The organism is Blattabacterium cuenoti, assembly GCF_014251955.1.
Taxonomy (GTDB): domain Bacteria; phylum Bacteroidota; class Bacteroidia; order Flavobacteriales; family Blattabacteriaceae; genus Blattabacterium; species Blattabacterium cuenoti_L.
In genome coordinates, this window is record NZ_CP059203.1 from 413,314 (window position 1) to 425,894 (window position 12,581).

The 12,581-nt window shown below is 25.0% G+C and carries 12 protein-coding genes; 2 read left to right on the plus strand and 10 right to left on the minus strand.

Features of this window, described 5'->3' with window-relative positions; all coding sequences use genetic code 11:
• Positions 1 to 13 precede the first annotated feature (13 nt).
• The 5 genes from gpmI to rplM form a co-directional block, all read right to left on the minus strand.
• Positions 14 to 1,543 carry a 2,3-bisphosphoglycerate-independent phosphoglycerate mutase gene (gene gpmI / locus H0H53_RS01960; protein ID WP_185870336.1) on the minus strand — a complete coding sequence of 510 codons (1,530 nt, stop codon included), beginning with the start codon at positions 1,541 to 1,543 and terminating at the stop codon, positions 14 to 16.
• 121 nt (positions 1,544 to 1,664) lie between these two features.
• Positions 1,665 to 2,495, minus strand: a complete 831-nt coding sequence (gene tsf, locus H0H53_RS01965; RefSeq protein WP_185870337.1) for a translation elongation factor Ts — start codon at positions 2,493 to 2,495, stop codon at positions 1,665 to 1,667.
• A gap of 6 nt (positions 2,496 to 2,501) precedes the next feature.
• Complete coding sequence (rpsB, locus tag H0H53_RS01970) at positions 2,502 to 3,230, minus strand: 30S ribosomal protein S2 (protein WP_185870338.1); 729 nt, start codon at positions 3,228 to 3,230, stop codon at positions 2,502 to 2,504.
• 37 nt (positions 3,231 to 3,267) lie between these two features.
• Positions 3,268 to 3,651, minus strand: coding sequence for a 30S ribosomal protein S9 (gene rpsI / locus H0H53_RS01975; protein WP_185870339.1), 384 nt, complete (start codon positions 3,649 to 3,651; stop codon positions 3,268 to 3,270).
• Between the two features lie 11 nt (positions 3,652 to 3,662).
• Entirely contained in the window at positions 3,663 to 4,112 is a 450-nt protein-coding gene (gene rplM / locus H0H53_RS01980) for a 50S ribosomal protein L13 (protein ID WP_185870340.1), read from the minus strand.
• A gap of 185 nt (positions 4,113 to 4,297) precedes the next feature.
• On the opposite strand from rplM, the gene dnaK reads away from it, so the two are divergent.
• On the plus strand, positions 4,298 to 6,202 hold the full coding sequence (dnaK, locus tag H0H53_RS01985) for a molecular chaperone DnaK (RefSeq protein ID WP_185870341.1): 1,905 nt from the start codon (positions 4,298 to 4,300) through the stop codon (positions 6,200 to 6,202).
• A gap of 62 nt (positions 6,203 to 6,264) precedes the next feature.
• Here the strand turns inward: dnaK and H0H53_RS01990 are convergent, their stop codons facing one another.
• From H0H53_RS01990 to rsfS, 4 genes are all read right to left on the minus strand, one after another.
• On the minus strand, positions 6,265 to 6,945 hold the full coding sequence (locus tag H0H53_RS01990; RefSeq protein ID WP_238784249.1) for a phosphatidylserine decarboxylase family protein: 681 nt from the start codon (positions 6,943 to 6,945) through the stop codon (positions 6,265 to 6,267).
• A gap of 30 nt (positions 6,946 to 6,975) precedes the next feature.
• Entirely contained in the window at positions 6,976 to 7,806 is an 831-nt protein-coding gene (locus H0H53_RS01995) for a phosphatidate cytidylyltransferase (RefSeq protein WP_185870342.1), read from the minus strand.
• Positions 7,807 to 7,884: 78 nt separating this feature from the next.
• A complete protein-coding gene (ftsH, locus tag H0H53_RS02000) occupies positions 7,885 to 9,852 on the minus strand; it encodes an ATP-dependent zinc metalloprotease FtsH (RefSeq protein ID WP_185870343.1) in 1,968 nt (655 codons plus the stop codon).
• A 73-nt stretch (positions 9,853 to 9,925) separates the two neighbouring features.
• Positions 9,926 to 10,216: a ribosome silencing factor gene (gene rsfS / locus H0H53_RS02005; RefSeq protein WP_238784287.1), complete on the minus strand. Its 291-nt coding sequence runs from the start codon at positions 10,214 to 10,216 to the stop codon at positions 9,926 to 9,928.
• A 150-nt stretch (positions 10,217 to 10,366) separates the two neighbouring features.
• Between rsfS and H0H53_RS02010 the strand changes: the two genes are divergently transcribed.
• Positions 10,367 to 11,176 (plus strand): biotin--[acetyl-CoA-carboxylase] ligase, encoded by an 810-nt coding sequence (locus H0H53_RS02010; RefSeq protein ID WP_185870344.1) that lies wholly within the window; start codon positions 10,367 to 10,369, stop codon positions 11,174 to 11,176.
• Between the two features lies 1 nt (position 11,177).
• Here H0H53_RS02010 and H0H53_RS02015 read toward each other — a convergent pair.
• A partial coding sequence (locus H0H53_RS02015; protein WP_185870345.1) for a YidC/Oxa1 family insertase periplasmic-domain containing protein occupies positions 11,178 to 12,581 on the minus strand: 1,404 nt, incomplete at its 5' end.

The window sequence follows — 12,581 nt, forward strand, 5'->3', positions numbered from 1 at the left end:
TTATTATTTATTATTAATTAATAATAGAATTTCCAGTCATATTGTTAGGTTTAGGTAAATTCATTAATTGAAGAATAGTAGGAGATACATCTGACAAAATAGCTTTTTCTTTCAGAATATTTTTTTTGTTTTTAAATGCATTGTCTATAAGAATAAAAGGAACTAAAGAATTTGTATGAGATGTGTTAGGACTCCCATCAGAATTTATCATATAATCTGCATTTCCATGATCTCCAACTATGAGAACTGTATACAAATTTTTTATAGCTTCTTTAGAACAAATTTTAACGCATTCATCAACAAATTCACAAGCTTTTATGGTTTCTCTCATTTTTCCAGTATGTCCTACCATATCCGGATTAGCAAAATTTAAACAAATAAAATCTGCTTCTTTTTTTCTTATTCTTGGAAGAATTTGATTTACAATTATTTTTGCACTCATTTCAGGTTTTAAATCATAAGTAGAAACTTTGGGAGATTGACATAAAATTCTAGTTTCTCTATCAAAAGGAGTTTCACGGCCTCCTGAAAAAAAGAAAGTAACATGTGGATATTTTTCTGTTTCAGCAATACGAATTTGTTTTTTCCCTTCTTTTTCTAATATTTCTCCTAAAGTATTTGATAAATTTTTTTTTTCAAAAAGAACATAAACATTTTTATATTTATGATTATAACAAGTCATAGTAACATAATATAAATCTAATTTTTTTTCTATTATATTATTATAATTTGTTAAATATTCTGTAATTTGTCTAGATCTATCTGAACGAAAATTAAAACAGAAAACAACATCTCCTTTTTCTATTCTAGAAATAGGATTTCCAAAAGAATCAACAACTATTAAAGGAAGTAAAAATTCATCTGTTATCTTTTTCTTATAAGATTCTTCTATTGATTGAATTATATTATTAGTATAAATTCCTTTTGAATGAACCATAGCATCATATGCTATTTTAGTTCTTTCCCATCTTTTATCACGATCCATAGAATAATACCTTCCAACAACAGAAGATAACTGTCCAACAGATTGATTCATTATATCCAAAAGATTTTTAACATAAAAAATTCCATTTCTTGGAGAAGTATCACGTCCATCTGTAAATGCATGAATAAAAACATTTTTTATTTTTTTACTATGTGCTATTTTTAACAAATAAAAAAGATGATTTATATGTGAATGAACTCCTCCATTAGATAATAAACCAATAAAATGAATTTTTTTTTCATAAGAGAGAACGTAATCAAAAATAGAACAAACTTTTTTCTTGAAAATTCCTTTTTCAATCGAATTATTTATTTCTTCTAAACTTTGAACAACTTTTCGTCCAGATCCTAAATTAATATGACCAACTTCTGAATTTCCCATTTGTCCTTCTGGAAGTCCCACAAGAAATCCAGAAGCATGTAATTTACTAAAAGGATAATTGAAACAACAAAAATCAATAAAAGGAGTATATGCTTGATAAATAGCAGAACTTTTTTTATTAGAATTAGAAGTAATTCCCCATCCATCCAATATAATTAATATTAATCTTTTCTTCATATTCATAAACATAAAAGTATAAACCTAAGCGTGTAGGATAAAAAATAAAATTAAGAATAATAAAATTAAATTTTTAATTTTTAATCATAAAAAAAATAGATTCATTTCACATTCATATCTTTCATTCATCTGAAAGAGTTACTCTTTTGTAAAGAGTAATTTTTAAATTTTTGTTGTATTGATTAATATATTCTTGAATAGTAATTTTATTATTTTTTATAAATTTCTGATGAATCAGTGTATTTTCTAATATAAATTTTCTAATTTTTCCTTTAATTATTTTTTCAAAAGTTACAGTATCTATTTTTTTTTCATTTTCTATTTGAGATCGAATAATCTCAACTTCTTTTTTTAGAATAAAATCTGGAATTCTATTTTCATCTATAGCTATTGGATTCATAGCGGTTATATGCATAGCTATATCTTTTGCAATAGAATTGTTAATTCCTTTTTTGGAAGAAAAACCAACTAAAGTTGCGATTTTATTATTGGTATGAGTGTAATTTATGACAAAAGGAGAATCAACCCTTTCAAAAATTTTTAATTCCAATATTTCTCCTACAACACTTATTTTTTCATATATCATATCCTTAACGTTCCTTTTATTAAGAAAACTGGATAAAAATTCTTGTTTATTATTACATGATAATGAATGATTTGATAACTGTTTCAAAAAATCTAAAAAAACAGAACTCTTAGAAAGAAAATCTGTTTCGCATTTTAATCCTATAATTGTCCCAAAACTATTATCTGTACTGATAGAAGAAAAAACACCTCCTTCTTTTCTTTCAAAAGAAGAACGATTTATTGCTATTTTTTTTCCTCTTTTTCTTAAAAAATTTATAGCATCATCAAAATTTCCATTTGTCTCTATTAAAGCTTTCTTACACTCCATAATTCCAACTCCAGTTCTTTTTCTCAGTTTCAATATTTTACTAGAAGAAACTCTCATAATTTTTTATGAATTATTTTTTATACTTCTTTCTTCGCGTTCTTTCTTCATTGCTGCAATACCTTGTTGTATTGATTCCGTAATAAATTGCAAAATTGCATTAATAGATTTAGAAGAATCATCATTAGATGGAATAGGAAATTTTATTTCATTTGGATTTGTATTAGTATCTACCATTGCAAAAACAGGAATATTCAATTTGATAGCTTCAGATAAAGCTATTTTCTCTTTATATGGATCCACCAAAAAAACTCCACCTGGAAGGTGATTCATAGAAGAAATACTTCCCAAATTTTTATACAATTTTTCATATAATCTATTAATCAATAATCTTTCTTTTTTAGATAATGTATTAAATGTTCCATTTTTTTTCATTTTTTCTATATTATTCATTTTTTTTACAGATTTACGAATAGTAGTAAAATTTGTTAATAAACCACCTAACCATCTTTCTGTTACACAAGGCATGTTTACTTTTTTCGCATGAAAAAAAATTTTTTCTCTTGCCTGAGCTTTTGTTCCAACTAATAAAATTTTTCTTCCAAGAGATACAATTTTTTTGATACCATTGCAAGCTTCTTTTAATTTTATTATTGTTTTTGACAAATCTATAATATGAATTCCCCCTTTTTTCATGAAAATAAAAGGACGCATATTTGGATTCCATTTTCGTGAAATATGTCCAAAATGAACTCCCGCTTTTAGCAAATCTTGAGTATTAACTTTTATTTCCATTTTTAAATTTTTTAATCAATCAGTTTTTTTTTATTCACTAACGTTTTGAAAATTGATATTTTTTTCTTGCTTTTTTTTGACCAAATTTTTTTCTTTCTACTTCTCTAGAATCACGTGTTAATAATCCATTAGATTTTAATATACTTCTATTTTTTTTTAAGTCTAATTTGCAAAGAGCACGAGATATTGCAAGACGAATAGCTTCCGCTTGACCATTAAATCCTCCTCCATTCACTTTAATATGAATATCAAATTGATTCATTTGATTCACTATTTTAAGAGGATATAAAATTTTATTATAAATATTTTTTGAAAAATACTGACAGTACTTTTGAGAATTTATTAGAATAACTCCGGTTCCGTTTTTCAAATATACACGTGCAAGAGATCTTTTTCTTCTTCCTATTGAATGAATAACCATCTACTAATTAATTAAGTTTTTATTATAATATTTTGTATGGGATTTTGAGATTGATGTTTATGTTGATCTTCATGATAAACATGAAGATTTTTTATAATTTTTCTTCCCAAACGATTTTTAGGAAGCATTCCCTTTACTGCTTTATATATCAATTTTCTAGAATCCTGATTAAAAAGATTTTTAACAGATATTATTTTTTTCCCCCCTGGAAATCCAGTATGACGGATATATTTTTTATGATTCCACTTTTTTCCAGAAAGTTTAATTTTTTTAGAATTAATAACAATAACATGATCTCCGCAATCCAAATGTGGTGAAAAATTAGATTTATGTTTTCCTCTAATTTTTGAAGCTACTTCAGAAGAAAATCTACCAAGATTTTGATTTTTTGCATCCATTATAATCCACATTTTAGGAGAATTCTTTTTTTTAAAAATAGTCTTAAAGCTTAATGGTTCCATTATTTTTTCTCGTAATATAAAGAATTTTAAAAAAAAATGGAAAATAATGACTTTTTGTCATAAAAAAACCAAGCATTTTTTTTCCTACATCAGGATAATAATTTTATATTGTCATATCTAATACTTAGATTTTCATTATGGCATAATGATTGGATATTAATTAATGAAAAAAAACGTGTAATAAAATGAGCAAAATTATAGGCATAGATTTAGGAACTACAAATTCTTGTGTAGCTGTAATGGAAATAAATGATCCTGTTGTTATACCTAATTCGGAAGGAAAAAGAACAACTCCTTCTATTGTTGCTTTTGTAAATAATGGGGAAAGAAAAATAGGAGATCCTGCAAAGAGACAAGCAGTAACAAATCCACAAAAAACGATTTTTTCAATTAAACGTTTTATGGGAAGAATGTATTCTGAAGTTTCAGAAGAGTTAAAACACATTCCTTACAAAGTTGTAAAAGGAGTTAATAATACTCCAAGAGTCGATATAGAAAAAAGATTATATGCTCCTCAAGAAATATCTGCTATGATTCTTCAAAAGATGAAAAAAACAGCTGAAGATTATTTAGGAGAAAAAATAAATAGAGCAGTTATTACAGTGCCTGCATATTTTAATGATGCACAAAGACAAGCAACTAAAGAAGCAGGAGAAATATCAGGACTAAAAGTAGAAAGAATTATTAATGAACCAACAGCAGCAGCATTAGCATATGGATTAGATAGAAATAAACAGAACAAAAAAATAGTTGTATATGATTTAGGAGGAGGAACTTTTGATGTTTCTATTTTGGAATTAGGAGATGGTGTTTTTGAAGTTCTTTCCACAAATGGAGATACTCATTTAGGAGGAGACAATTTTGATCAAATAATAATAGATTATTTTGCGGATGAATTTAAATCTAAAGAAAAAATAGATCTTAGAAAAGATCCTATGGCATTACAACGTTTAAAAGAAGCTTCAGAAAAAGCTAAAATAGAATTATCATCTTCTACACAAACAGAAGTCAATTTACCGTATATTACAGCCACAGAGTCAGGGCCAAAACATTTGGTCATTACTCTGACTCGTTCTAAGTTTGAACAATTATCTGAAAATTTAATACGTCGTTCCATAAATCCTTGTTCCAAAGCTTTAAATGATTCAGGATTAACTACAAAAGACATTGATGATGTTATTTTAGTTGGAGGATCTACAAGAATTCCAAAAGTGCAAGAAAGTGTTGAAAATTTTTTCAAAAAAAAACCATCTAAAGGAGTTAATCCAGATGAAGTAGTTGCTATTGGGGCAGCTATCCAAGGAGGTGTTTTAACAGGAGATGTGCAAAATGTATTATTACTTGATGTAACCCCTTTATCTTTAGGAATTGAAACATTGGGAGGAGTTTTTACTAAACTTATTGATTCGAATACGACTATTCCTACCAAAAAATCTGAAATTTTTTCTACCGCAGCTGATAATCAATCCGCAGTAACTATACGAGTAGGACAAGGAGAAAGATCTATGTTTAATGATAATAAAGAAATAGGAAGATTTGATTTAGTTGACATTCCTCCAGCACCCAGAGGAACTCCTCAAATAGAAGTTACTTTTGATATTGATGCTAATGGGATTCTTCATGTTTCAGCAAAAGATAAAGGTACAGGAAAAGAACAATCTATACGAATTGAAACATCTTCAGGATTAAATCAAGAAGAAATTGAAAAAATGAAAAGAGAAGCAGAAGAAAATGCTCAAAAAGATGAACAAATTAAAGAAGAAATAAACAAATTAAATAAAGCTGATAATCAAATATTTCAATCTGAAAAACAGTTGAAAGATTATGAAAATAAATTATCTGAATCTAATAAAAAAAATATAGAAGAATCTCTAAAAAAATTAAAAGATGCTTATAATAAAAAAGATTTTACAAATCTTGACAATTATATGAAAAAATTAAATGAAGCATGGACTAATGCTTCACAAGAACTTTATGAAGCTAGAAAAGACAATCAGAAGAATAATAATCATAAAAATAATGAAAATGAAGAAAAAAAAAATAAAGGAAATGAAAATGTACAAGATGTTGATTATGAAGAAGTAAAATGATTTAAGTATTCCTTTTTGTTTGTTTTATTGTTAGAGAAAGAGAAAGGGAATAAGAGTTATGGTTATGGGATAATAGAAATTTTAGTTTTTCCACCAATAACTTTTTCTCCTTTTTTAATAAGAATAGTAGATTTTAACGGCAAATAAACATCTACTCTAGATCCAAATTTAATAAATCCAAATTCTTCTCCCTTTCTTACCAAAGAACCTTTTTTAGCATAAATGCTAATACGACGAGCTAAAAATCCAGCTATTTGTCTAAATAATATTTTCTGTTTTTTTTTCGTTTCTATAACGGTTGTTGTTCTTTCATTATTTAATGATGCTTTTTGAAACCAAGCTATAATATATTTTCCGGGATGATATTTTACATAAATAATTTTTCCTGAAATTGGAAATCTGTTAACATGCACATTAAAAGGAGACATAAAAATAGATATGCATATACAATCCTTACGGATAAATTCATTTTCAAAAATTTTTTTAATATCTACAATTTTTCCATCAGCAGGAGAAACAATTTCTTTTTCTTTATTTTCATTATATGATGTGTTATCATAAAAATTTATTTTTGGATTTCTAAAAAAGAAAATAAAAAAAACATATAATACAATAAAAAATATAGATATAAAAAGATTAATCGATTTAGAAAATAAAAAAATAGAAATAAAAATAACCAATAACATTATTACAAATGCATATATTAAAAATGGAATTCCCTCTCTATGAATAATAATTATCATTTTGTTTTTTTTATCTTAATAATAAAAAAATCAAAAAAAGCATGAATAATAATGAACACTAGCTACTGCGGTTGCTATAATTGGAATAACAAATATAAAACTATCTAATCTATCTAAAAATCCTCCATGTCCAGGGAACCATATTCCTGAATTTTTTACACTGTAAGATCTTTTAATAGTAGATTCTACTAAATCTCCAATAGTAGCAAAAATTGGAACAACAAAAGAAAGTATCAACCAATATTTTTTTCCCCATGCATTATACAAAAAAATTCCAGAAATTAAACAAAAAAATAAACCTCCAATAAATCCTTCTATAGATTTTTTAGGAGATATAGACATGGCTATTTTTCTTTTCCCCCATTTTTTCCCTATTAAATAGGACAAAGAATCATTTGTCCATATCAAAATAAATATTCCTAAAACTAACTCTTTTCCTACAATAATATAAATATAAGAAGCTAAATAAAAAGGAACTATAATATATACCAATCCTAAAATTAGATGACTAACTTGCGTTATTTTTTCTTCATGAGAAAATGTTTTAGAAAATAATTGAATAATAAAAAATATTATAGAATAAGGAATAAAACATATAATATATAAAATCAATCCTTTTTTCATAAAAATATCTGCAAGTATAGAAAATAAGAAAAATAATGAAACAATCTTTATTAAAGTCGTATTTGTTTTTGATATGATTAAAAATTCGAATAAACAAAGAAAAGACAATATCATCATAACTATTCTAAAAAATTTTTCTCCTCTTTCAATTGAAAAAACAATTAAAAAAATAAAGATAAAACCAGTAAAAAATCTCATTAAAAAATCAAAATATTTTTCTTTATATATTTTCTTCATAATTATACTAATAAACTAATAAATGTTTTTCTAAATATTATTAGATAAATAAATCTATCACAGATAAAGAATTATTTTTTAATTATTATTAGTTTTAAACATATTATCGACAATATCATCAGAATCATAAAAAGGTCTTTTTCCAAAAATTTTCTTTAAATCTTCTCTAAAAAGAACTTCTTTTTCCAAAAGTTCATTCGCAAGCATAGATAATTTTTTCTCATTACTTTTTAATATATTTTTTGCTCTTTGATATTGTTCAGTAATAATTTTAGATATTTCTTCATCTATAATTTGTGCCGTTTTTTCACTATAAGGTTTAGAAAAAGAAAATTCGTTTTGTCCTGTAGAATCATAATAAGAAATATTTCCAATTCTATCATTTAATCCAAAAATAGCGACCATAGATTGTGCTTGTTTTGTAACTCTTTCCAAATCGTTTAATGCTCCTGTAGAAACATTTCTAAAAATAATTTCTTCTGCAGATCTTCCAGCTAATAAAGCGCATATTTCGTCTTTCATTTGTTCTGGAGTAGTCAATTGTCTTTCTTCTGGAAGATACCATGCAGATCCTAAAGATCTTCCTCTTGGAACAATAGTTACTTTAACTAAAGGGGCTGCATGCTCTAATAACCAACTGATTGTTGCATGTCCAGCTTCATGATAAGCTATTCGTTTTTTTTCACTTGGCTTTATAATCTTGTTCTTTTTTTCTAATCCTCCTATAATACGATCAATAGCATCCAAAAAATCTTTATTTTCTATTTTAGATCTATCTTTTCTTGCAGCTATAAGTGCAGATTCATTACATACATTTGCAATATCCGCTCCACTAAACCCTGGAGTTTGTCTTGCTAAAAAGTCAGTATCAATTTGATCAGAAAGAACAAGTCTATGAAGATGAACACGAAAAATTTCTTTTCTTTCATTTAATTCAGGAGGATCCACTAATATAGTTCTGTCAAAACGACCAGGACGTAGTAAAGCTTTATCCAAAATATCTGATCTATTTGTAGCTGCTAAAACAATCACATTAGTATGTGTACCAAAACCATCCATTTCTGTAAGTAATTGATTCAAAGTATTTTCTCTTTCGTCATTAGATCCAGCAATACTACTTTTTCCTCTAGCTCTTCCTATAGCATCAATTTCATCAATAAATATTATACATGGAGATTTTTCTTTAGCTTTTTCAAACAGATCTCTCACTCTTGAAGCTCCTACTCCTACAAACATTTCTACAAAATCAGAACCGGATAAAGAGAAAAAAGGAACTTTTGCTTCTCCAGCAACAGCTTTTGCTAACAATGTTTTTCCTGTTCCAGGAGGACCTATTAAAAGAGCCCCTTTGGGAATTTTTCCTCCTAATTTTGTATATTTTTGAGGATTTTTTAAAAATTCTACAATTTCTTGAACTTCTTCTTTAGCTCCTTCTAAACCAGCAACATCTTTAAATGTAATTTTCACATTATCATTTTCGTCAAACAATTTTGCTCTAGATTTTCCAATATTAAATATTTGTCCACCTGGACCTCCTCCAGTTGCTGCTCCTATCCTACGAAATATAAAAAACCAAAAAATAATTAATAATATAAAGAAGATTCCATAATCAAAAAAAAATTTTGTTATAGTATATTCTTGTTGATTTTTAAAATCAATAATAGTATCTAAATTATATTTTTTCTTATATTCTTCAAATTTTTTTTGAAAAAATTGCAAATCTCCTATTTCAAATTCATATTGTAAAGAATGTGTGTTTATTATAAATCTTGGATTAAAAGAATCATCATTAGGAATGATATTCCTATTCATTTCATTATGAGATGATAAAAATTCTTTTTTCAAATAAACATGAACAATCTCTCTATGTTTTACAATAATTTTTTCTATTTCTCCTCTTGAAAGAATATCAAAAAAAGTATCTTGATCAATTTTCTTAGGATTAGAAAAAGAAGATTTAAAGAAAAATATTCCCAAAAATATAGCGAATATAACTACATATATCCAAAAAAAGTTATTTCTTCTCTTTACTTTTTTATTTATCATAATTAATTAGGGTACTTCATTTTTTTTTAAATATAAACCAAGCATCCGTTTTGTTGGGGTGGGACAAACTACACTATATTTTATTTTCATTCCAAATACTTTCTATATCATAATACAATCTTACTTCTTTTTGAAAAATATGGACAACAATAGAAATATAATCTATTAATATCCACTCTCCATTTTTTACGCCTTCTATGTGCCAAGGTTTCTTTTGTAATTTTTCCATTGTTCTATTTTCTATAGATCTAGATATAGCATAAACTTGACTTTGAGATTCCCCATTACAAATAACAAAATAATCACAAATAAAATTTGTTTTGTTTTTTAGATCAATAATAGAAATATCATGACCTTTTACCATTTGAATTCCTTCTATAATCTTGTTTAATAATAACAAAATGGAAACTTTTTTTTCAAAAATTATTTACTTATTAAATTTTTCTTTCTTAATTTCAAAAACAAAAATAAGTTTTTCACTTTAAAGAAGTTAAATTTTTCAACATAAAATATCTTGAAAAAATTCATTTGGAACATATATTTAATTTTTTTACAAAAAATAGATTCTACTAATAGATATGCAGAAAAAAATATTTTAATATATCCAAATTGGACTGTTATTTATGCCATTCATCAAACTAATGGAAAAGGAGTCGGAAAAAATTATTGGGATGTAGAAAAAGGTAAAAATTTAACTTTTAGTATTATTCTCAAATCAATAAATTTACCTATTCATAAAGGATATCTTATCAATTTATTTATATGCAATGCAATTCATAAAACATTAATGACTTATTATCATAATAATAATTACTGCAACTACTACAACAAATATAATAATATTTTTTGGATTAAATGGCCTAATGATATCATTTTAATGAACAAGAAAATAGGAGGAATATTAATTGAAAACAGTGTTTTTTACAAAAAAATACATACCAGTATTATAGGAATAGGATTAAATGTTAATCAAATACAATTCAATAAAAAATTGAAAGCTTCTTCTTTAAAAAAATTTTTCCATAAAGATTTTGATTTAAAAAAACTTTTTTATAACATAATTGATTCAATTCAAAAAGAATATTTTCTTCTTTTTAAAAATAGTAGTCCTAATAATAATATTAGGATTTATGGAGAAAAAATAATACGAAATTATTATATAGACTATCTTTATCTGAAAGATAGAATCTCTATTTTTTCAGTGAAAAACACAATCAATCATGGACTGATTAGAAATATAACAGAACAAGGTCATTTAATAATAGAATTAATAAAAAATAAAAAACTATATATTTTTTCTCAAAAAGAAATACAATTTTTTTAAATTAAAAATTTTTTCTTCCTTCTTTTATTTCCTTTATTTTATACTCCCAATAATTACGTTTTTTTGTTTTTGGATTATTTTTATTTTCTTGTATTTTTTCGTAGATTTTTTTTTCATCTAAAAGAAATTTTTTAATAAAAAATATTAAACCAATGTTAATAACGTTAGACGTAAAATAATAAAGAGAAAGACCAGAAGCATAACTATTTATAAATAATAACATAATTATAGGCATCAAATACAATATAAAACGCATGTCAGGAATATTCCCTCCGCTGCTGCTTCTGTTGGAGTCATTATTATTACTACTTAATTTAGTGTATCCTAAAAGAGCTAAAGAATACAATAAAGTAAGCAAACTTACATGATTTCCATAAAATGGAATAAAAAAAGGTAATTCAAAAATAGAATCATATGAAGTAAGATCATCTACCCATAAAAAGGATTTTCCTCTAAGATTGATTATAGTAGGAAAAAATTTAAACAATGAATAAAAAATAGGAATTTGTAACAATGTAGAAAGACATCCGGACATTGGATTTATTCCTACTTCTTGATATAATTCCATCATGGCTTTTTGTTTTTTTAAAGGATCTGAATTTTTTAGCTTATTATTTAATTCATCTATTTCTGGACGAATTAACTTCATCATGGCGTTTAATTTATATTGTTTATAAGTTACTGGAGAGAGAATTAACTTCACAACGATAGTCATTAAAATAATAATGACTCCATAATTCAAATTTGTTCTTTCTAAGAACTGAAAAATTATCAAAAAAAAATATTTATTAATCCATTTTATAAATCCCCAACCAAATGGAATAATATTTTCAACTCCTTTTCCATATTGTTTTAACAAAAAATAATCTAATGGGCCAAAATAAAATTGAAAACAAAAATTAAATTTATCATTTTTTTTTCTGTTGAAATTTAAATCTAAAGATATATGTGATTGAATCTTTTTTAAAAAATTTCCAGATAAAAAATTTTCAGAACGAATAAAAACATTTTTTATAGGTTGATTTGCAAAAAATATTGTAGAAAAAAATTGTTGTTTATGGGCAATCCAATCTAAATTAGATAAAGTTTTTTCTTCCGTATTTTTTTCAGACAAATATTGAACTTTAGAATGAAAATTATTAGAATAATAAACTTGAGTATAAGTATTTTCCCAATTTTTATCTTTTTCTAAAGAAAAAATATGTTGTTTAAAATTAATAAAAACTGATTTTTTTAAAGAAGAAGACATTCCTATTGTTCGAATAAACCATTTAACATCATATTGATTTTTTAATCCTAATTTATATACATATTCTAAAAATCCTTTTCCATACGGATTTTTAGCTCTCATTATAAGAGTTACATTTTTTTCCTTTTTTTGCGCAAAAAAAGGAAAAAAATGTAA

Excerpts from the sequence above, each read along its gene's own strand:
- tsf (WP_185870337.1), bottom strand. The coding sequence starts at position 2,495 with ATGAGAGTTTCTTCTAGTAAAATATTGAAACTGAGAAAAAGAACTGGA.
- H0H53_RS01990 (WP_238784249.1), bottom strand. The coding sequence starts at position 6,945 with ATGATAATTATTATTCATAGAGAGGGAATTCCATTTTTAATATATGCA.
- rpsB (WP_185870338.1), bottom strand. The coding sequence starts at position 3,230 with ATGGAAATAAAAGTTAATACTCAAGATTTGCTAAAAGCGGGAGTTCAT.
- rpsI (WP_185870339.1), bottom strand. The coding sequence starts at position 3,651 with ATGGTTATTCATTCAATAGGAAGAAGAAAAAGATCTCTTGCACGTGTA.
- H0H53_RS01995 (WP_185870342.1), bottom strand. The coding sequence starts at position 7,806 with ATGAAGAAAATATATAAAGAAAAATATTTTGATTTTTTAATGAGATTT.
- gpmI (WP_185870336.1), bottom strand. The coding sequence starts at position 1,543 with ATGAAGAAAAGATTAATATTAATTATATTGGATGGATGGGGAATTACT.
- rplM (WP_185870340.1), bottom strand. The coding sequence starts at position 4,112 with ATGGAACCATTAAGCTTTAAGACTATTTTTAAAAAAAAGAATTCTCCT.
- rsfS (WP_238784287.1), bottom strand. The coding sequence starts at position 10,216 with ATGGTAAAAGGTCATGATATTTCTATTATTGATCTAAAAAACAAAACA.
- dnaK (WP_185870341.1), top strand. The coding sequence starts at position 4,298 with ATGAGCAAAATTATAGGCATAGATTTAGGAACTACAAATTCTTGTGTA.
- ftsH (WP_185870343.1), bottom strand. The coding sequence starts at position 9,852 with ATGATAAATAAAAAAGTAAAGAGAAGAAATAACTTTTTTTGGATATAT.